The organism is Streptomyces sp. NPDC043853 (assembly GCF_056436025.1).
In genome coordinates this window covers 41,816-60,741 of the sequence record NZ_JBWKDJ010000013.1, presented here as the reverse complement: position 1 = coordinate 60,741, position 18,926 = coordinate 41,816, and the positions used below count along the sequence as shown (strand labels likewise).

General features: G+C 73.6%; 19 protein-coding genes. 10 read left to right on the top strand and 9 right to left on the bottom strand.

The genetic code is table 11. From position 1 onward, the window contains the following. Positions 1-179: 179 nt before the first annotated feature. Positions 180-1,040 carry a nuclease gene (locus tag AC067U_RS28740; protein ID WP_478832834.1) on the top strand — a complete coding sequence of 287 codons (861 nt, stop codon included), beginning with the start codon at positions 180-182 and terminating at the stop codon, positions 1,038-1,040. 143 nt (positions 1,041-1,183) lie between these two features. Beyond that, positions 1,184-1,813, top strand: coding sequence for a TetR/AcrR family transcriptional regulator (locus AC067U_RS28735; protein ID WP_478832697.1), 630 nt, complete (start codon positions 1,184-1,186; stop codon positions 1,811-1,813). Here AC067U_RS28735 and AC067U_RS28730 read toward each other — a convergent pair. Continuing rightward, positions 1,804-3,267, bottom strand: coding sequence for an LVIVD repeat-containing protein (locus AC067U_RS28730; protein WP_478832696.1), 1,464 nt, complete (start codon positions 3,265-3,267; stop codon positions 1,804-1,806). The genes AC067U_RS28735 and AC067U_RS28730 overlap by 10 nt on opposite strands. 82 nt (positions 3,268-3,349) lie before the next feature. On the opposite strand from AC067U_RS28730, the gene AC067U_RS28725 reads away from it, so the two are divergent. The 4 genes from AC067U_RS28725 to AC067U_RS28710 all read left to right on the top strand — a co-directional run bounded on the left by AC067U_RS28725 (position 3,350) and on the right by AC067U_RS28710 (position 6,607). Then, the gene (locus AC067U_RS28725) at positions 3,350-4,018 is read left to right on the top strand and encodes a DUF305 domain-containing protein (RefSeq protein ID WP_478832833.1); all 669 of its coding nucleotides are present in this window, start codon (positions 3,350-3,352) and stop codon (positions 4,016-4,018) included. Positions 4,019-4,121: 103 nt separating this feature from the next. Further along, on the top strand, positions 4,122-5,528 hold the full coding sequence (locus AC067U_RS28720) for an FAD-dependent oxidoreductase (RefSeq protein WP_478832695.1): 1,407 nt from the start codon (positions 4,122-4,124) through the stop codon (positions 5,526-5,528). Between the two features lie 129 nt (positions 5,529-5,657). Next, on the top strand, positions 5,658-6,020 hold the full coding sequence (locus AC067U_RS28715; protein ID WP_478832694.1) for a DUF1304 domain-containing protein: 363 nt from the start codon (positions 5,658-5,660) through the stop codon (positions 6,018-6,020). Further along, complete coding sequence (locus AC067U_RS28710) at positions 6,017-6,607, top strand: TetR/AcrR family transcriptional regulator (protein WP_478832693.1); 591 nt, start codon at positions 6,017-6,019, stop codon at positions 6,605-6,607. The genes AC067U_RS28715 and AC067U_RS28710 overlap by 4 nt, the downstream gene beginning before the upstream one ends. Positions 6,608-6,708: 101 nt before the next feature. Here AC067U_RS28710 and AC067U_RS28705 read toward each other — a convergent pair whose 3' ends face one another. Continuing rightward, positions 6,709-7,107 carry an ArsR/SmtB family transcription factor gene (locus tag AC067U_RS28705; RefSeq protein ID WP_478832692.1) on the bottom strand — a complete coding sequence of 133 codons (399 nt, stop codon included), beginning with the start codon at positions 7,105-7,107 and terminating at the stop codon, positions 6,709-6,711. A gap of 74 nt (positions 7,108-7,181) precedes the next feature. Further along, on the bottom strand, positions 7,182-8,261 hold the full coding sequence (locus AC067U_RS28700; protein WP_478832691.1) for an NADH:flavin oxidoreductase/NADH oxidase: 1,080 nt from the start codon (positions 8,259-8,261) through the stop codon (positions 7,182-7,184). A 184-nt stretch (positions 8,262-8,445) separates the two neighbouring features. On the opposite strand from AC067U_RS28700, the gene AC067U_RS28695 reads away from it, so the two are divergent. From AC067U_RS28695 to AC067U_RS28685, 3 genes are all read left to right on the top strand, one after another. Then, positions 8,446-9,540, top strand: a complete 1,095-nt coding sequence (locus AC067U_RS28695) for a WD40/YVTN/BNR-like repeat-containing protein (RefSeq protein WP_478832690.1) — start codon at positions 8,446-8,448, stop codon at positions 9,538-9,540. Between the two features lie 11 nt (positions 9,541-9,551). Next, a complete protein-coding gene (locus AC067U_RS28690; RefSeq protein ID WP_478832689.1) occupies positions 9,552-10,238 on the top strand; it encodes a uracil-DNA glycosylase in 687 nt (228 codons plus the stop codon). A 104-nt stretch (positions 10,239-10,342) separates the two neighbouring features. Next, a complete protein-coding gene (locus AC067U_RS28685; RefSeq protein WP_478832688.1) occupies positions 10,343-11,272 on the top strand; it encodes a sirohydrochlorin chelatase family protein in 930 nt (309 codons plus the stop codon). A 166-nt stretch (positions 11,273-11,438) separates the two neighbouring features. Here the strand turns inward: AC067U_RS28685 and AC067U_RS28680 are convergent, their stop codons facing one another. The 5 genes from AC067U_RS28680 to AC067U_RS28660 form a co-directional block, all read right to left on the bottom strand. Then, positions 11,439-12,464 carry a lactonase family protein gene (locus AC067U_RS28680; protein WP_478832832.1) on the bottom strand — a complete coding sequence of 342 codons (1,026 nt, stop codon included), beginning with the start codon at positions 12,462-12,464 and terminating at the stop codon, positions 11,439-11,441. 168 nt (positions 12,465-12,632) lie between these two features. Next, entirely contained in the window at positions 12,633-13,769 is a 1,137-nt protein-coding gene (locus AC067U_RS28675; protein WP_478832687.1) for a nitric oxide synthase oxygenase, read from the bottom strand. A gap of 179 nt (positions 13,770-13,948) precedes the next feature. Beyond that, on the bottom strand, positions 13,949-14,506 hold the full coding sequence (locus AC067U_RS28670; protein ID WP_478832686.1) for an N-acetyltransferase family protein: 558 nt from the start codon (positions 14,504-14,506) through the stop codon (positions 13,949-13,951). A gap of 27 nt (positions 14,507-14,533) precedes the next feature. Next, positions 14,534-14,875: a thioredoxin family protein gene (locus AC067U_RS28665; protein ID WP_478832685.1), complete on the bottom strand. Its 342-nt coding sequence runs from the start codon at positions 14,873-14,875 to the stop codon at positions 14,534-14,536. 152 nt (positions 14,876-15,027) lie between these two features. After that, positions 15,028-15,189 carry a hypothetical protein gene (locus AC067U_RS28660; RefSeq protein ID WP_478832684.1) on the bottom strand — a complete coding sequence of 54 codons (162 nt, stop codon included), beginning with the start codon at positions 15,187-15,189 and terminating at the stop codon, positions 15,028-15,030. Between the two features lie 54 nt (positions 15,190-15,243). On the opposite strand from AC067U_RS28660, the gene AC067U_RS28655 reads away from it, so the two are divergent. Further along, complete coding sequence (locus tag AC067U_RS28655; protein ID WP_478832683.1) at positions 15,244-17,286, top strand: HelD family protein; 2,043 nt, start codon at positions 15,244-15,246, stop codon at positions 17,284-17,286. Between the two features lie 68 nt (positions 17,287-17,354). Here AC067U_RS28655 and AC067U_RS28650 read toward each other — a convergent pair whose 3' ends face one another. Next, positions 17,355-18,839: an FUSC family protein gene (locus AC067U_RS28650; protein ID WP_478832831.1), complete on the bottom strand. Its 1,485-nt coding sequence runs from the start codon at positions 18,837-18,839 to the stop codon at positions 17,355-17,357. Between the last annotated feature and the right edge of the window lie 87 nt (positions 18,840-18,926).

Here is an 18,926-nt window from a genome sequence, read left to right as displayed (position 1 = left end):
CCTTTTCCTTTGCTCCCTCGCCGTCCCCCTCCCCCCCCCCCCCCACCCTCCCCCCCCCCCCCCCCCCTCTCCCCCCCCCCCCCCCCCCGGTCCGCGGAACCCGAAGCACCGCAGGACCGCAGGACCGCACGACCGCACGACCGCAGGACCGCGCCGTCGATGGGGAGGCCGCCGTGCCGATGCTCGTGATCGAGGGAAGCTACCGGGTGCTGGGGGCCCGGCCGGACGGGGATTCGGTGCGGTTCGTACCGGCCGACCCGGCGCACTGGGGTCTCGTGCCGGGCCCGCACCGGGTGCGCGCGAACCGTTCGGGCGCCGCGCAGCTCCGGCTGGACGGCATCGACACCCTGGAGACCCACCACGTACCGGCGTACGGCAGCGAGCTGGGCCAGCCGGCGCCGTTCGGCGAGGACGCGGCGGACGAGCTGACGGCCTGGCTGGGGTTCGCCGCGGTACTGCGGGACGGGCACGGCACGGTGACCTCCTCGGAGCCGGCCACCGCCCCGGGGTACGTGCTGACCCGGGGCGCCGACGTCAACGGGCGCTGCGTGGCACTGGCGGGGCGCGGCCCGGCCCCCGCGCCAAGCGGGACCTGGCTGCACGTGGACGCGGCGCTGCTGGGCCGCACCGCCAACCTCCACCAGCTGCGGACCGGGCTCGCGTACCCGACGTACTACCGGAAGCTGTTCGCCGAGCTGCGTGAGGCGATGACGGGCGCGGTACTCCGCGCGCGCTCCGAGGCGCTGGGGCTGTGGCCGCTGGACCAGACCTCCTCCGGGGCGAAGGTGGACGGGCTGGCCTCGCTCTCCGAGACGGCGGTGCTGCTGCCCAAACTGTTCCGGCGGCTGGCCGAATACCTGACGCTGGGGGCGGGTGATCCCTCGCTCGCCGGGTTCCGCGGGTACCTGGACCAGCGGGACGACCGGGTGCTGGTGCTCTCCCGCGGTCAGTTCACCGGCCTGTCCACGGTGGTGGAGACGGACGCGCAGACGGTCCGGCTGACGGTGCCTCCCGAGGACCTGGTCTTCGAGGAGCGCTGAGGCGCGCGCGGCGCGTTGCGGGCTGCGGCGCTCGGGGCAGCGCGGGGCGCACCGGCGCTCGGCGATCCCCCGCGTCGCCGAGCACCGGTGGGCCTGGGTGCGCTGAGTATATTGGCTCGCAGCCAGTCAACGCAGGAGTAAGCATGTCCCCGCGCAGCGCATCGGTCAATGAAGAATTGCGCAGACGATCCCGGGAGCGGCTGCTCCAGGCCACGGTCGATCTGGTGGCCGAACACGGGTACGAGGCGACCACCCTGGGGGACATCGCCGACCGGGCCGGGGCGGCCCGCGGGCTGATCTCGTACTACTTCCCGGGGAAGCGGCAGCTGCTGCAGTCCGCCGTACACCGGCTGATGCACCGGACCCTGTACGAGGCGCTGGAGCGGGAGCCGCGGACGGAGGACGGGCGGGAGCGGCTGGCCCGGGCCATCGACGCGGTCCTCGGGCTGGCCCGGGACAAGCCGCTGCTGATGCGCACCCATATGGCGGGCATCCTGCAGGCCGAGGGCTTCGTGCAGTGCCCGGAGCAGCAGCGGCTGGCGGAGCTGCTGAAGGACACGGTGGCCCGGCACGGTTCGCCGGCGCCGGACGTGGACTACCCGATGCTGCGGGCGCTGCTGATGGGCGCCGTGTTCGCGGTGCTGCTGCCGGGTGCGGCGATGCCGCCGGAGCGGCTGCGGGCGGAGCTCTTCCAACGGTACGGGCTGGACTGGGAACTGGGAGTTCCGCCGGGCGGGTGTGCCCCGCCCGGCGGAACGCCGCCTCAGCGGTAGTCGGGCTGGCTCTGGACGTTCAGCCGGTCCAGCCACACGCCCTTGGCCCGGTCGGTGCGCCAGTCGTCGATGCGCAGCACGTCGAGGCCCTTGGCGATGTCGTTGGAGTAGATGTGCCCGTTGTAGTAGTACGCGGACCAGGATCCGCCCAGCGACAGTGCGGCCGGGTCAAGCGGGCCGCGTTCGAAGAAGGCGATCTCCTTCGGCTTCGCGGAGTCGGTGAAGTCCCAGACGGACAGGCCGCCCTGGTACCACGCCTGGACCATGATGTCGCGGCCGCCGCCGACCGGGATCAGCGAGCCGTTGTGGGCCACGCAGTTCTCGGTGTCGGCCTGGTGCCGCGGGATCTTGAAGTAGCTGCGGAAGGCGAGCTTGCGCTGGTCCCCGCGGCCGGTGATGTCGTAGATGCCGTCGGCCCCGCGGTTCGGGCCGGTGGCCTCGTTGCAGGTGGCTCCGACGCCGCCGCCGAGCTCGTCGGTGAACACCACCTTGTTCGCACGTTCGTTGAAGGTGGCCGAGTGCCAGAAGGCGAAGTTCACGTTGTCCTGGACCCGGTCGATGACGCGGGGCTGTTCCGGGCTGCTGATGTCGAAGAGGATGCCGTCGCCCATGCAGGCGCCGGCGGCCAGGTCCTTCGAGGGCAGCACGGTGATGTCATGGCAGCCGGTGGTCTTGGAGACGCCCGGGTTGGTGGGGGCGCCCGGGTTGCCGCCGTCCGGGAAGAGGACGGGGAAGCCGACGACCGCGGCCTCGGTGGGCGCCTTCTTCGGCACCTTGATCACGGAAATGCCGTCGTGCGGCGGCTTGCAGTCGGGGAACTCGTCCCGGGGCGAGTAGGAGGAGACGTAGACGTAGATGTCCCGGCCGCCCGGGACCAGGGTGTGGGTGTGCGAACCGCAGGCCGTCTCGACGGACTTGATGTACCTGGGGTTCCGCTTGTCCTTGATGTCGAAGATCTTGATGCCCTCCCACGAGGACTTCTCGGTGGCGGGCTGCGAGACGCTGTTGCAGGAGTCGTCGCTGCGCGAGGAGTCGGTGGAGAGGAACAGCAGGTCACCGGAGACGGAGATGTCGTTCTGGCCGCCGGGGCAGCGGACCTGGGTGACCGTCCTGGGTGCCTTGGGGTTGCCGATGTCGTAGATGGTGAAACCGTCGTAGCTGCCCGCATAGGCGTACTTGCCCTGGAAGGCGATGTCGGTCTCGATGCCGTCGGGGTTGGTACTGGGTATGTTCGCGAGGTGCTTGATGTTGGGGCTGTGGACGATCTCGTCCTGGCCCGGGGTGCCGGCGGGTTCACCGGCGGCGATGGATGCACCCGGGGATCGCTGTGTGTCGCCGGGGTCCGGCGTGGCGTTCGCCGGGCCGGCGGCCAGGAGCATGGCGAGGAGACCGGCCGCGGCGGCGGCCACCCCCGGACTCCTGCGCCGCACGCGGGTGTGGTGCGTCGAGGTCACTGTGCCCTCCCTTGGAGTCCCTTCAATCCGTTCTTGGTGGGAACGGAACGTGGACCCCGGCAGTATCTTCCCCTTCATGGACATGGCAAAGGGGACGGTTCGCAGTTTCGGATGTGCGCTCGCGGCGGCGGTGCTGGCGTTCGGGATCACCGGATGCCAGGACGAGGGCACGGACCGCGCGGGCGGCGACGGGGACGGGCCGGTGATCATCGCACCGGGGAAGCCCGGCGAGAAGGCCCGTACGCTCTCCCCCGAACAGGCGGAGCGGGAACGCCCCGACGACAGCCCCAACGCCGCCGACTTCGCCTACGTGCAGCGCATGATCGAGCACCACCGGCAGGCCCTGACCATGACCGCGCTGGCACCCGCCCGGGCCTCGGGAGATCCGGTGAAGCGGCTCGCCGAACGCATCGCGGCGGCGCAGAAGCCCGAAATCGGTGCCATGGAGAGCTGGTTGCGCACACACCCGGCGCCCGCGGCCCCCTCCGGCGGCAGTGGGCAGGGCGGCCACGCCCACCACGGCGGAATGCCGGGAATGGCCACCGAGCAGCAGCTCGCGGACCTGGGCGCGGCGCAGGGGGAAGCCTTCGACCGCCTCTTCCTCAGCCTGATGATCACCCACCACGAGGGAGCGGTGACCATGGCGGGCGAGGCCCTGTCCGGCGGGAACAACGTGGCCGTCGAGGAGATGGCGAACGACGTGGTGGCCCAGCAGACCGCGGAGATCAACCGCATGCGCTCGATGAAGTGAACCCGGCGGCGGTCTTCGGCGCGTGCTGCCCGGCGGGCTGACTGGGCGGGGCCGCGGTGGCATGCTGGGCTTTCCGGGAGTCATCCGCGGAAGGAGCTCCACCGTGCTTCGTGTGGCCGTCGTCGGTTCGGGACCGAGCGGGGTCTACGCCGCGAAAGAGCTGGTCCAGCAGCGTGAGGTGCCGGGCGTCCGGGTCGACGTACTGGACCGCCTGCCGGCCCCGTACGGGCTGGTCCGGTACGGGGTGGCACCCGACCACGAGAAGATCAAGTCGCTGCAGGGGAACCTGCGCGGGGTCCTGGAGGACGAGCGGATCCGCTTCCTGGGCAACGTCGAGGTGGGCGGTGAGGCCCTGCCCGCCGGACGGCTGCTGGAGCTGTACCACGCGGTCGTGTACTGCGTGGGCGCCGCCCGCGACCGGCATCTGGGCATCCCCGGCGAGGAGCTGGCCGGGGTGCACTCGGCCACCGCCTTCGTCAACTGGTACAGCGCGCACCCCGACGCGGTCGACGAGGACTTCGGGCTGTCCGGGGTGCGCTCGGCGGTGGTGATCGGCGCGGGCAACGTCGCCGTGGACGTGACCCGGATCCTGGCGCGCGGCGAGGCCGAGCTACGGCCCACCGACATGCCGCAGCCGGCCCTCGGGGCGCTGGCCGGGAGCGGGGTGCGCGACGTGGCGATGGTCGCCCGGCGGGGGCCCGCTCAGGGCAAGTTCACCACCAAGGAACTGCGCGAACTGGGCACCCTGCCCGGGGTCGCGGTCGCCCTGGACCGTGCCGAACTCGCCTTGGACCCCGCCTATGCGGACCCGGCGGGCGCGACCGGGCTGCCGACGGTGAACCGGCGCAACGTGGAGGTGCTGCGGGGCTGGGCGGAGCCGCAGCCCGGGCCGGCGGCCGCGGACACCGAAGCGGGTGCCGTTGCGGGTGCGGGTGCGGTCCCCGGACGGCGCATCGCGCTCCGCTTCTTCCTCCGGCCGGTGGAACTGCTGGGCGGGCCGGACGGCCGGGTCCGGGCGGTACGGCTGGAGCGCACCCTGCCGGACGGGCGGGGCGGGGTGACCGGCAGCGGTACGTACGAGGAGATCGAGGCACAGCTGGTGCTGCGGTCCGTGGGGTACCGGGGCGTGCCGCTGCCGGGCCTTCCCTTCGACCCCGCCCGTGGCACCGTCCCGCACGCGGCGGGGCGGGTGCTGCGGGAGGGCCGGGCCTCGGTCGGCGAGTACGTGGCCGGGTGGATCAAGCGCGGCCCGACGGGGGTGATCGGCACCAACCGGCCCTGCGCGAAGGAGACGGCGTCCTCGCTGCTCCAGGACGCGGGCGCGCTGGCCGGCCGGGACCTGCCGGACGACCCCCTCGCCGCCCTCCGCGCGGCCGGGCTCCACCCGGTGGAATGGCCCGGCTGGCTGGCCATCGAGCAGGCCGAGGAGGCCCTCGGCGCCTCCCTCGGCCGCCGCTCGGTGAAGATCCCGGACTGGCCCGGCCTGCTGGCCGCCGCCGGCGCCGGGTGACGGCCGGGCAGCGGCGGCCGCACCCGCACGGCGGCGTCCACCCGGCACGGGACCCCCTACTTCCTGGACACCTGTCCATGTATTCTGGACACCTGTCCAGGAAGTATGCGCAGATGGGGTTGGGGTCCGATGGAGATCGTGTCGAACGTGCTGGTGGGACTGGTGGCCCTGTTCCACGTCTACGTCCTCGTGCTGGAGATGTTCCTGTGGGAACGCGCGCCGGGACGCGCCCTGCACGGGTTCGACCCGGAGCTGGCCCGGGCCACGGCGCCGCTCGCCGCCAACCAGGGTCTCTACAACGGCTTCCTGGCCGCGGGCCTGGTCTGGGGGCTGATCGCGGCGGACCCGACCGGCTTCCGGGTGCAGGTGTTCTTCCTGGCGTGCGTGGTCGTCGCCGGGGTGTACGGGGGGCTCACCGCCAACCGCCGCATCCTCCTGGTCCAGGCACTGCCCGGCGCGCTCGCGCTGGCCGCCGTACTGGCAGCCGGATGAGCCCGCGGGCCGGCGACCCGGCGGCGGACCCCCGGGCCGCCCGCACCCGGGCCAGGCTGAGGCAGGCCTTGCTGGAGGAGTGCGCCGAACACTCCCTGCGGGACATCTCCGCGGCGATGGTGGTGCGCCGCGCGGGAGTGGCCCGGGCCACCTTCTACCTCCACTATCCCGATGTGACCGGCCTGGCCGTCGACACGTGCACCGGGATCGTCACGGAGGCCGTGGAAGCCCTGCACTCCTGGCGCGGATTCCCCGAACCGGACGCGCCGCCACCCGCGCTGACCGGCTTCTTCGAGGAGGCGGACCGGCACGCCGGCCTGTACCGGGCCCTGCTGCCGCCGGGCGGCGGGGGCCCGTTGGGCGAAAGTCTCCACCGCGAGCTGCGGGCCCGCGCCGCCGCCGAACGCCGGGCCGCCGGGGCCCCGTTCCCCGAGCTGATCGCCTCCGCGGTCGCGGGTGCCTTCACGGGCGTCCTGGCCGACTGGCTGCACGGCCTGGTTCCCGGCGCCCCCGCTCAGCCGGCCGCCCAGGTCTGGCGCCTGCTGATCGCCCTGCACCGCTCGGGCGGCGGCCCGCCCGCGCCTTAGACCGTCTCTTTCGGATCTTGCCTGACCCGCGCCGCCCGGCAAGATCCGAAAGAGACGGCCCAGGCGGCCCCGGGCCCTGACGCCGCCGCGGCCCGGGGACGTCAGGACCGGACGCCGCCACGGGCGCCCGCCAGGCGGGCCGCCTCCGCGGCCGCCGCGGTCAGGACGCCGTCCAGCAACCCGGGGAAGAGCTCTTCGAGTTCCGCCCGGCGCAGCCCGTTCAGTTTGGCCGTGCCGCGGTACGTCTGGCGGACCACGCCGCTCTCCCGGAGCACCCGGAAGTGGTGCGTGGTGGTCGACTTGGTCACCGGCAGGTCGAAGGACGAGCACGCCAGCTCGGGGCCGCTCGCCCCGTTCGCCCCGCCCTCGCTCTCCGCCTCGGCCAGGTCCCGCACGATGGACAGCCGGACCGGGTCCGAGAGCGCGTGCAGCACTCCCTCCAGCCGGATCTCCGCCGGCTCCGGGTGGGCCAGGGCACGGCCGGTCTCACGGTCGGTCATCGTTCATCTCCCGTGCTCCGTTCACTGTCCGCGCCGCTCCCGACCCACCCATCGTACGAGGCCGCGCCGGGCCCTCAGGCGCGGTGGTACTGGTCCGGCGTCGCGACCTCCCCGCCGAGCTCGCGCGCCGCCCGCCGGGCCCAGTAGGGGTCGCGGAGCAGCTCACGGCCGAGCAGGACCGCGTCCGCCTCGCCGTTGGCGAGGATCTTCGCCGCCTGGGCGGGCTCGGTGATCAGGCCCACGGCCGCCACCGGCAGGTCCGTCCCGGCCTTGACCTTCGCCGCGAACGGCACCTGGTAGCCGGGCTCGACCGGGATCCGGACGCCCGCGGCGTTGCCGCCGGTGGACACGTCCAGCAGGTCCACGCCGTGCTCCCGCAGCAGCCGGGCCAGCTCGACGGTCTCCTCGGCGGTCCAGCCCCCCTCGTCCAGCCAGTCGGTGGCGGAGATCCGGAAGAGCAGCGGCAGTTCGGCGGGCCACACGGCCCGCACCGCGTCGACGACCTCCAGCGCGAACCGGGTCCGGTTCTCGAAGGAGCCGCCGTACGCGTCGGTGCGCCGGTTGCTGTGCGGGGAGAGGAACTCCCCGATCAAGTAGCCGTGCGCCCCGTGGATCTCGACGACCTGGAAGCCCGCCGCCAGCGCCCGTTCGGCGGCCGCCGCGAACTGCCCGGTGATCTCGTGGATCTCGTCGACCGTCAGCTCGTGCGGGACCGGGTGTCCCTCGGCGAACGCCACCGGGCTGGGGGCGCTGGGCCGCCAGCCGTGCTCCTCGGGGCCGACCGGGGCACCGCCGCGCCACGGCCGGTCGGTGGAGGCCTTTCGCCCGGCATGAGCGATCTGGACACCCGGAATCGTGCCCCGCCCCTTGAGGAACCCGGTGATCCGGCGCAGCGCCTCGGTCTGGGTGTCGTTCCAGAGCCCGAGGTCGTACGGGGAGATCCGCCCCTCCGGGGAGACTGCGGTGGCCTCCAGCAGGATGAGGCCGGTGCCGCCGGCCGCGCGCGCCGCGTAGTGCGAGAAGTGCCAGTCGCCGGCCACGCCCGCGTTCGGCCCGGTGGGCTCGGCGCTGTACTGGCACATCGGGGCCATCCAGATCCGGTTGGGAACGGTGACGGAACGCAGGGTGTACGGCTCGAACAGGGCAGCGCTCATCGCGGGCTCTCCAGGTCATGGGACGGCCGGACCCCGGGCCGGCGGCACCGGGATCAAGTACGAGATCAACCGTACTACGAGTTCCCTCGTAGTACGAGCACTCTCGTAGTACGAGTGTTCTCGTACTGGTCCGAGTTGCAGAAAGATGACCCCTTGGGACAGCGACGCCCGGAGGTGTCCGGCCATGACCGACGTACTGCTGCTCGCGGGGACCCGCAAGGGGCTCTTCATCGGGCGCCGCCGCGGGGACGGCGGCGCGTGGGAGTTCGACGGCCCCCACTTCAACGCCCAGGCCGTCTACGCCGCCGCCGTCGACCGGCGCGGAAGCACGCCCCGGCTGCTCGTCGGCGGGGACAGCTCGCACTGGGGCCCGTCCGTGTTCACCTCCGACGACCTCGGCGCGAGCTGGCAGGAACCGGCCAAGCCGGCCGTGAGGTTCCCGCAGGACACCGGGGCCTCCCTGGAGCGCGTCTGGCAGCTGCACCCGGCCGGACCCGAGGCCCCGGACGTGGTCTACGCGGGCACCGAGCCCGCCGCCCTGTTCCGCTCGGCCGACCGCGGCGAGAGCTTCGAGATGGTCCGGCCGCTGTGGGAGCACCCCAGCCGGACGGACTGGATGCCCGGCGGCGGGGGTGAGGGACTGCACACGGTGCTCACCGACCCCGCCGACCCGGACGCGGTGACCGTCGCCGTCTCCGCCGCCGGGGTGTTCCGCACCACCGACGGCGGAGCCGCGTGGACCCCCTCCAACAGCGGGATCTCGGCGGTCTTCCTGCCCGACCCGAACCCGGAGTTCGGCCAGTGCGTGCACAAGATCGCCCGGGACGCCGGGAACCCCGACCGCCTCTACCTCCAGAACCACTGGGGCGTCTACCGCAGCGACGACGCCGGCCGGACGTGGACCGACATCGGCGGCGGCCTCCCCTCCGACTTCGGCTTCGCCGTCGCCACCCACCCCCGCCGCCCGGACACCGCGTACGTCTTCCCGCTGAACGCCGACTCCGACCGGGTCCCGGCCGGCCACCGCTGCCGGGTCTTCCGCACCGGGGACGCGGGCACCACCTGGGAACCCCTCTCCCGCGGCCTGCCGGAGCAGGACCACTACGGCACGGTGCTGCGCGACGCCCTGTGCACGGACGACGCCGACCCGGCCGGGGTCTACTTCGGCAACCGCAATGGCGAGCTCTACGCGAGTGCGGACGACGGGGACAGCTGGGTCCTGCTGGCCTCCCACCTGCCCGACGTCCTGTGTGTGCGAGCCGCGGTGATCGGCCACTAGAGTGACGGACCGTGGCACCACGACCTCTGAACGAAATCATCGAAGCGGGCTGGGCGAAGGCCCTCGAACCGGTGGCCGGGCAGATCGCCGCGATGGGCGACTTCCTGCGCGCCGAGATAGCGGCGGGCAGGACCTACGTCCCCTCCGGGGCCAACGTCCTGCGCGCGTTCCAACAGCCCTTTGACGAGGTCAAGGTGCTGATCGTCGGCCAGGACCCCTACCCCACGCCCGGGCACGCCGTCGGCCTGTCCTTCTCGGTGGCTCCCGACGTCCGCCCCGTTCCGCCCAGCCTGGACAACATCTTCCTGGAGATGCACCGGGACATCGGCACCGGGCGCCCCGCGAACGGGGACCTGACCCCCTGGACCCGGCAGGGCGTGCTGCTGCTGAACCGCTCGCTCACCACCGCTCCGCGCCGCTCCAACGCTCACCAGGGCAAGGGCTGGGAGGCCGTGACCGACCAGGCGATCCGGGCCCTGGCCGCCCGCGGGAAACCGCTGGTCTCCGTCCTGTGGGGCCGGGCCGCCCGCAACCTGCGGCCGCTGCTCGGCGACCTGCCCGTGGTGGAGTCCTCGCACCCCTCTCCGAAGTCGGCCGACTACGGGTTCTTCGGCTCCAGGCCGTTCAGCAGGACCAACGACCTGCTGGTGGCGCAGGGTGCACAGCCCGTGGACTGGCGCTTGCCGTCCGTCAGTTGAGCGTTTGACGGTATGGGATATTCAACGGAAAAATACGGACAGAAGCCGTAGAGGCGCCCCCTGGCCGAACAGTCGGTACGGTAAAGCCAGTAGCATGCGGCGCCATGAGCACACCGACTGGCCCCGCGAACGGCCTGCCCGTACGAATGCCGCGACCCCGCCCGAGCGGACGGCACCGCCGCCCCGAGCCCGCGGTGGCTCCGGAGAACGCGCCCGCGCTGGTGCTCGCCGTGCCCGGTGTCCCGTCGGCCGCCTCCCGGGGCCTCGCGGAGGAGATTCTCAGCATCGGCCGCTCCGAGCTGCCCGGCCTGGACGCCCGCATCGGCTACCTCGAGGGTGAGACCCCGGACGGGGACAACACGCCCGAGTTCCCCTCGCTGTCCTCCGTGCTGAACGCGGTCGTCGCCGACCGTGCCGCCCGCGCCGAGTTCGCCCGGGCCGCCGGCCACGAGGTTCCCGCGCCCACCGGCCCCGACGCCGTGGTGGTACCGCTGCTGGCCGGACCCGACGGCGACCTGCTGCGCCGGACCCGCCAGGCCCTGATGGACTCGACCGCCGCCGCCGAGCTGGCCGACGTCCTCGGTCCGCACCCGCTGCTCGCCGAGGGCCTGCACGTGCGGCTGTCCGAGGCCGGTCTGGCGCGCGCCGACCGCGCCCGGCTGTTCACCGTGGCCACCGCGGCCGACGGCATCATCCTGGCCACCACCGGCGGTGAGGAGGCCGTGCAGGCCGCCGGGATCACCGGCATGCTGCTGGCCGCCCGGCTCGCCGTACCGGTGATCGCCGCCGCCCTGGACCAGGAGGGTTCGGTGGCCTCGGTCGCCGAGCAGCTGCGCGGTTCCGGTTCGGTGCAGCTGGCGCTGGCCCCGTACCTGGTCGGCCCGGAGGCCGCCGACGGGCTGCTGGACACCGCCTGCAAGGAGGCGGACTGCGCGGCCGCCGAGGTGCTCGGCGCCTACCCGGCGCTCGGCAAGCTGGCGGTCGCCCAGTACGCCGCCGCGCTCGGCCTCCCGCAGGCCGCCGCCGCGCGCTGACGCCCTGACGGGGCGGTAACGGCTCGCGAGGGCCCCTCGGGAGCCGCCCTGCCGTACGCACGTGGGCCCGCGGCCGGATTCCGTTCCGGCCGCGGGCCCACGCCGCGTTTCCGGGACCCCTCGGCGGGCCGGACCGGGCCGGCCCGGCCCGGCCCGGCCCGGCCGGTCAGCCGAAGACCACGCAGGTGGCGGCCGGTACCGCCACCGAGCCGGCCGGCCGCAGGAGCCCGGTGAGCGGGTCCACCTCGAACCAGGTGACGTCCCCGGATCGCTCGTTGGCCGCGTAGAGGCGGCGGCCGGACGGGTCGAGGGCGAGGTCGCGCGGCCAGCGGCCGCCGCAGGACACGCTGCCGACGGGCTCCGGCCGCTCCGGGCCCGAGCCGGGGGCTTCGAGGGAGAAGACGGCGATGGTGTCGGTCCCGCGCACGGCCGCCCAGAGGAACCGCCCGTCGGGCGAGGCCACGATCGCCGAGGGGTAGGGCCGCACGGCCCCTGAGGCGCCTTCTGCGGCCAGCGGAACCTCCTCGACCGGTTCCAGTTGCCCCCGGGTCGCGTTCCACCGGCAGACGGTCAGCAGCGGCTCCAGCTCGTGCAGCACGTAGACCACTCCCCCGCCGGGGTGGAAGGCCAGGTGGCGCGGCCCGCTGCCGGGGCGCAGCACGGTCTCGGTGTGCGGGGTCACCGCTCCGGTGTCCGGATCGAGGGTGCAGACCCGTACCGAGTCGGTGCCGAGGTCGACGCTGAGGAACCAGCGGCCGGAGGGGTCGGGCACGACCTGGTGGGCGTGCGGCCCGGCCTGCCGTTCGCGGTCCGGCCCGGAGCCCTCGTGCCGCAGGACGGCGACGGGGCCCGCGGCGGCTCCGGCGGCGGGCAGCACGCTGACGCTGCCCGCGGCGTAGTTGGCGGTGAGCAGCCACTTCCCCGCGACGGCGAGGTGGGTGGGGCCGGCCGCGCCGACCGGGACGGCCGGGGCCGCGGGCCGGGGCAGGCCCTGCCCGTCCAGCGCGAAGGCCCGTACGGCGCCCCGCTCCGTCTCGCTGACCGCGTAGAGGCGGAGCCCGTCCGGCCCCACGGCCAGGTACGAGGGATCGGGGACCGCGCCGGTGACCCCGAGGACGGTGAGGGCGCCGGTGCGCGCATCCACGGCCGCGGTGGTGATGCCATGGCCGCCCGCCGACGTGAACGAGCCGATGTACGCCCGGACTTCACCTGCCCGGCCACCATCGGCCCGGCCGCCGTCCGCCCGGCCCCGATGCGTACGGTCCCCACGGGTGCGGTCTCCACGGGTGCGGTCTTGGCGCTCCGTCACGCTGTACCCCTCTTCACCGTTCGGTGTGGACAGCCGACGGTAACAGAAGGTCTAGACCAGATCGATCCCCCGGGCCCGGTCCTGCGCCCCGGGGAGGTGCACGTAGGCCGGGGTCTGTGCGCGGTCCTCGTAGGTGCGGTGGAAGACGGGGGTGGCGGACCCGGAAATGGGGGGCACGATCCAGGACCAGTCGGCTCCGACCTCTCGTCCCTTGCGCTCCTCGCGCTGCAGGTGGGTGAGGAAGCGGCGGGACTCGGTGTGGTGGTCGGCGATGGTGACCCCGGCCCGGTCGAAGGAGTGCAGCACGGCCCGGTTGAGCTCGACCAGGGCCCGGTCCTTCCACAGCGAGCGGTCGCTGGTGGTGTTCATGCCGAGCCGGCGGGCGACCACGGGCAGCAGGTTGTAGCGGTCGCTGTCACCGAGGTTGCGGGCGCCGATCTCGGTGCCCATGTACCAGCCGTTGAAGGGGGCGGCGGGGTAGCGGACCCCGCCGATCTGCAGGCACATGTTGGAGATGGCCGGGACGGCGTGCCAGCGCAGTCCCCAGTCCGACCAGTCGTCGCCGTCCGGGTGCTCGATGGGCACTTCGAGGACGGCGTCGGCGGGGAGTTCGAACCAGCGGGGCTTGTCGTCACAGCCCTGCACCACGAGCGGCAGCAGGTCGAAGGGGGTGCCGGGGCCGCCGGACCAGCCGATCTCCCGGAGCGCCTGGGTGAGTTCGCGGTTGCGCGGGTCCCCCACGGTGACCGAGGGGTGGTCGCCGTATCCGGCGTAGCGGACGAGCTGCTCGTTCCAGACGATCGGGCCCGGGCGGTGCGGGGTGTCCGGGGCGAACACCGTGATGGTGGGCCGGATCCGGCCGCCGTTGGTGGCCTCGCGCAGGTGCTCGAAGCATTCGGCGGCGATCTCGTCCCCGCCGACGAGCTCCCGGCGGTCGCGCACCCGCAGGGAGTTCCAATAGAGCCTGCCTATGCAGCGGTTGCTGTTGCGCCAGGCGACGCGGGCACCGTGTTCGAGCTCCTCGGGGGTGTGCCGGTAGGTGCCGGTGTCCTCGATCTCTCTCCGTACGGCGGCGAGCCGGTCGCGCGGATCGCCTGCCGCCGGGTTCTCCAGATGGAAGAGGCGGATGAACTCCTCCGCCTCCGACCGTACCCGTTCGGTCGTCGAGAGCTGCTGCAGCGTTTCCATTCCGGGCGGTTACCCCCTGTCCGGCCAGATCCACCCTGTACATGCCGTATGAATGTGCTTCAGACAATCACCCGTTGTACATGCGGAAGTTCGGAGCCGTCAGCCGATCGGTCCGGGAACACTCCTTCGAGTGAAAGCGGTCGGCGAAGTCGGCCAGAGTCAGCCGAAGCCGGTCGAACTCAGTCGACGGGGCGGCTCATGAACAGGGCCTGTTCACCCGCTGCGGGGGTGCCCTCGTAGAGGGTGGTGTCGAGTCCGCAAAAGACGAAGCCCATCCGCCGGTAGGCGTGCACGGCGGGGGCGTTGACGCTGGAGACCTCCAGCCAGAGGTGGCCGGCCCCGCGTTCACGGGCGAAGGCGCCGGCGCGTTCCATCAGGGCGCGGCCGATGCCGTGGCCGCGGTGCGCGGGGGCGATCTCGATGTCCTCGACCGTCAGCCGGCGGTTCCAGGAGGAGTAGCCGACGGCGGCGAAACCGCACAGTTCCCCGCCGGCCAGGGCGACGAAGGTGCGCCGGTCGGTGTCGGCGTCCTCGCCGATCTCCTGCTCGTCGTGCTCCTCCGAGGGGAAGACCTTGCGCAGGGGCGGGTCGACGGGCACCTCACGGAGGGCGAAGCCGGTGTCCGTGGCGGTCGCCTCGAAGACCGTGGCGGTGCTGAAGGAGCTGTCGAGGGCCTCGATGGCGGGGGCGTCCTCGGGGCGGGCGAGCCGGTAGGTGATGCCTGCTGCGGTGGTCACGGGTACGACCGTAACGCGGCCGCCGGGTCAGCGGGGTCCGTCGAGGAACGCGGCGAGTCCGGCGTGGTCCAGGGGGCCCTCGTGGGCGGCGACCGGTCGGCCGTCCTCGATGAGCACGACGGTGGGCGCGGAGGCCACGGCCCAGTGCCGGGTCGCCTCCGGGCAGCGGGTCATGTCGGCGCGGACGACGGTGAGCCGCCCGGCGCGGTCCCGTGCGGTGTCGCGGACCACGAGGTCCATGGCGCGGCAGGCGGCGACGGCCTTGGGCCAGGTGCCGATGAAGTACGCGAGGACCGGGGCGCCCGAGGCGAGGCCCAGGACGAAGTCGAATTCGGCGTCCTCCCGAGGCTGGTGGACGTGCGTCGCCATCGACTGCTCCCGGGCTCGCGGCACAAAAATGCCCCGGCGTATATTGACTGCCAGGGCGTCATTGCACGTATATTCGTTGTTTCATGCCTTCCGAAAAAGGAAGACATGAAGAAAAGTTACGAGGGCAGCATATCGCGGCGGGAGTGGAATTGTCAACCGAGGAATTCCGGAATGAGCAGCGTTTCGTCGACCGGCTCTACGAACGCCTGGACGACCTGCGTGACCAGGCCGAACGTGCCGTGCGGGAGGCCTTGCGGAGCGAAGGCGAAAGTTTTCAGGCCCGTCTTGAGCGCGATGTCCTCGTCGCCGAGCAATCCGGTCTGCTTTCGGCACTGAACGCGGGCGAGAACGGGCTCTGTTTTGGCCGGGTGACGTACTCCGACGGACACGACCACCACATCGGCCGGATCGGAATCCGGCAGGACGACGGCGAGCGCACCCCGCTGGTGGTGGACTGGCGCGCGAACGTCGCCCGCCCCTTCTACCTCGCCACCGGCTACCACCCGATGGGGCTGCGCCGCCGCCGGCACCTCACCACCCGGGGCCGTGAGGTCACCGCCCTGCACGACGAGATCCTCGACCTCACCGACGCCGAGCGCACCGGCCACGAGGGGGCCGACGCGGACGCCGTGCTGCTCGCCGCCCTCGACGCGGCCCGGACCGGCCGGATGCACGACATCGTGCGGACCATCCAGGCCGACCAGGACCGGATCATCCGTTCCCCGCACCGCGGGGTGCTCGTGGTGGAGGGCGGTCCGGGCACCGGCAAGACCGCCGTCGCCCTGCACCGGGCAGCCTACCTGCTGTACGCGCAGCGGGAGTTGCTGGCCCGGCGCGGAGTGCTGATCGTCGGCCCCAACCCGGCCTTCCTGGGCTACATCGGCGAGGTGCTGCCGGCCCTCGGCGAGACCGGGGTGCTGCTGGCGACCGTGGGCGAGCTGTTCCCCGGCGTACGCGCCACCGGCACCGACCGGCCCGGGGCCGCGGCCGTCAAAGGCCGCGCCGGGATGGCGGAGGTGCTGGCCGCGGTGGTCCGGGACCGGCAGACCCTGCCGGAGACGGTTCCGGCGGGGGCCGGCGAGGACAGCGCGGTACTGCCGGAACCGGCGCTGGAGATCGATCACGACGACTACGGAACGCTGTTCCTGGACCGCACGATGGCCCACGAGGCCCGGGACCGGGCGCGCTCCACCGGGTTGCCGCACAACCTGGCCCGCCCCTTCTTCGCCTTCCGGATCATCGACGCGCTGACCGAGCAGCTCGTCGACCGGCTCGGCGCGGACCCGTACGGCGGCCCGAACCTGCTGGGCCCGGACGACACCGCCCAGCTGGGCAAGGAGATCGCCACCAGCGCGGCGGTGCACTCCGCGATCGACTCCCTGTGGCCCGAGCTGACCCCGCAGCGGCTGGTCGCGGACTTCCTCGCGGACCCGACGCACCTGCCCGGGGCTGACGCCGCGCTGATCCGCCGGACCGGCGGCGGCTGGACCGCGGCCGACGTCCCGCTGCTCGACGAGGCCGCCGAGCTCCTCGGCCACGACGACAGCGCGGAACGGGCGGCGGCCGAGCGGGAGCGGCAGGAGCGGATCGCGTACGCGCAGGGCGTGCTGGACCTGTCCGAGGGATCGAAGTCGTACGAGTTCGAGGACATGGAGAGCGAGTACCTGGCCGCGCACGACATCATCGACGCCGAACGGATGGCGGAGCGGCAGGAGGAGGCCGACCACCGGAGCACTGCCGAGCGGGCGGCCGCCGACCGCACCTGGGCCTTCGGGCACGTGATCGTCGACGAGGCGCAGGAGCTGTCGGCGATGGCCTGGCGGATGCTGATGCGGCGCTGTCCGACCCGGTCGATGACCCTGGTCGGGGATCCGGCGCAGACCGGGGACGAGGCGGGGCTGGGCTCGTGGGAGCGGATCCTCGGCCCCTACGTCGGGGACCGCTGGGAGCTGGTCCGGCTGGGCGTGAACTACCGGACGCCCGCGGAGATCATGGACCTGGCGGCGGGGGTGCTGCGGGCCGGCCTGCCCGGTTTCGAGCCGCCGCGCTCGGTGCGCTCGACCGGGGTGCGGCCGTGGGTGCGGGCCGCCCGGGACCTTCCGGCGGCGGTGGCGAAGGCCGTGGCGGAGGGGATCCCGGCCGAGGGGCGGCTGGCGGTGATCGCCCCGCGCGACCTGCACGGCGTACTGGCGGAGGTGCTGCCGGAGGTGGAGGCGGGCGCGGACCCGGACCTCACTCGGAGCGTGGTGCTGCTGGACCCGCGGCAGTCCAAGGGCCTGGAGTTCGACACGGTGATCGTGGTGGAGCCGGCCGGCCAGCAGCCGAGCGACCTGTACGTCGCCCTCACCCGGGCCACCCAGCGGCTGGGCGTGCTGCACACGGGGCGGCTGCCGGCCGGGCTGGGGGCCTGACGGCAGGCGCTCGGGGCCCCCTTCTCCAGAGCGCGGCCGGGCGGGGTCCGCCCGGCCGCGGGCCGGACTCAGGCGTTGACCAGGGGTGCCTTCGGGTCGGTGCGCAGCGGTGTGGCCAGGGCGGCGAGGGCATGCTCCAGACCGTGGAGGTGGGCCAGCGCGGGCGCGTCGGCATCGCGGCCGGGCAGCGGGAGGTCGGGGGTGTCCTCGCCGGGGCCGGTGAGGGCCTCGACGGCGGCTTCCACGCGCCAGCAGGCGGCGGCGAGGCGGGCGTCGTGCGAGGCCTGCGGGTCGGCGGCGACGGCCGCCAGGCCGCGGACCTCGCGGGCGCAGTCGTCGAGCAGGGCGAGCACCTGGCGGGCCCGGGCCTTGCGGGCGCGGAACGGGCTGAGCGGGTGCACCAGCGGGGCCAGGGCCATCCGGACCCGGGAGATCAGCAGCTCCAGCTCGGCGGCGTGCGGGGCCGGGTCGGCCTCCGGGTCGCCGGCCAGGCGCCGGCTGGCGGCGGCGGTGGCGGCCCGGACACAGTGCAGGGCCCGCTGGATCCAGGCGTCGTTGGCGGCGTGGGTGGTGACGGGGAGGATCAGGGTCACGGCGAGGGCGGCGCCCAGGGCGCCGAGGGCGGTCTCCTCGAAGCGCAGGAGCAGCAGGCCGGGATGGAGGACTCCGAGCAGCCCGTAGAGCAGGCCGGCCATCACGGTGACGAAGAACATCATCCAGGAGTACGAGGGGGCGGCCGTGTAGAAGATGCCGAAGACGCAGACCGCGACCAGGGCGGCGGTGGGCGTGGGGGCGCCGTGCAGCGGAACGGCGACGAGGAGGCCGGCGGCGATGCCGGTGACGGTCCCGACGACCCGGCGGAAGCCTCGGACCAGGGTCTCGCCGCGGGAGGCGGTGTTGACGAAGATCCACCAGGCGGTGCCGACGGCCCAGTACCAGCGGTCGTGGGAGACGATCTGGCCGACGGTCAGCGCGAAGGCGCAGGCCGCGGTGGCCTGGAAGGCCTGCCGGGTGGTGGGGCGGGCGAGGCCGGTGCCGGGCAGCGGCGGCGGGGCCGGGGCGGGCGGGGTGCGCCGCTCGATGGGCCACAGGACGAACCGGACCGTGCCGACGGCGACCAGCGCGAGGGTGACGGCGGCGTAGAGCTCGGGGAGCTGGGCGGGCGCGGCGTGCAGGAACTGCGTCACGAAGAACTGCATGAAGGCGAAGATGCCGAGCGCGTGGCCGCGCGGGCCGAAGCGGCGGGCGTAGACCCCGCCGAACACGACGGCGAGGAACGCGGTGTCGCGCAGCAGCGGCACGCCGTGGAGGGTGGCCGCCAGGGCGAGCACCGGGAATCCCACCGCGGGGAGCAGGGCGGTGGTGATCCGCTGGGCGCGGACGGTGGCGTCGGTGACGGTGAAGAGGGCGAGCAGGGCCGCCAGGCCGCCGGTGATCGAGGCGGTGAGGGAGAGCCCGGCGAGTTCCGCCAGGGCGACGGCCAGCGCGACGCCGACGACGGCGCGGGACGAGTTGCGGAGCCTTGCGAGCCCCGGGTCCGGAGCCACGAACATCCTCTTCACGGCGGTGTGCCGCCCCCCTTGCAGGTGTTGCGCGCCGTGCCCGGCGGCCGCCCGGGGGTGGTGGGCGGGGCTCGGGCA

What these genes read in the sequence shown, in the direction of transcription:
- AC067U_RS28740 (WP_478832834.1), top strand. Translation starts at nt 180, where the DNA reads ATGCTCGTGATCGAGGGAAGCTACCGGGTGCTGGGGGCCCGGCCGGAC.
- AC067U_RS28735 (WP_478832697.1), top strand. Translation starts at nt 1,184, where the DNA reads ATGTCCCCGCGCAGCGCATCGGTCAATGAAGAATTGCGCAGACGATCC.
- AC067U_RS28725 (WP_478832833.1), top strand. Translation starts at nt 3,350, where the DNA reads ATGGCAAAGGGGACGGTTCGCAGTTTCGGATGTGCGCTCGCGGCGGCG.
- AC067U_RS28715 (WP_478832694.1), top strand. Translation starts at nt 5,658, where the DNA reads ATGGAGATCGTGTCGAACGTGCTGGTGGGACTGGTGGCCCTGTTCCAC.
- AC067U_RS28710 (WP_478832693.1), top strand. Translation starts at nt 6,017, where the DNA reads ATGAGCCCGCGGGCCGGCGACCCGGCGGCGGACCCCCGGGCCGCCCGC.
- AC067U_RS28705 (WP_478832692.1), bottom strand. Translation starts at nt 7,107, where the DNA reads ATGACCGACCGTGAGACCGGCCGTGCCCTGGCCCACCCGGAGCCGGCG.
- AC067U_RS28700 (WP_478832691.1), bottom strand. Translation starts at nt 8,261, where the DNA reads ATGAGCGCTGCCCTGTTCGAGCCGTACACCCTGCGTTCCGTCACCGTT.
- AC067U_RS28695 (WP_478832690.1), top strand. Translation starts at nt 8,446, where the DNA reads ATGACCGACGTACTGCTGCTCGCGGGGACCCGCAAGGGGCTCTTCATC.
- AC067U_RS28685 (WP_478832688.1), top strand. Translation starts at nt 10,343, where the DNA reads ATGAGCACACCGACTGGCCCCGCGAACGGCCTGCCCGTACGAATGCCG.
- AC067U_RS28675 (WP_478832687.1), bottom strand. Translation starts at nt 13,769, where the DNA reads ATGGAAACGCTGCAGCAGCTCTCGACGACCGAACGGGTACGGTCGGAG.
- AC067U_RS28665 (WP_478832685.1), bottom strand. Translation starts at nt 14,875, where the DNA reads ATGGCGACGCACGTCCACCAGCCTCGGGAGGACGCCGAATTCGACTTC.
- AC067U_RS28650 (WP_478832831.1), bottom strand. Translation starts at nt 18,839, where the DNA reads ATGTTCGTGGCTCCGGACCCGGGGCTCGCAAGGCTCCGCAACTCGTCC.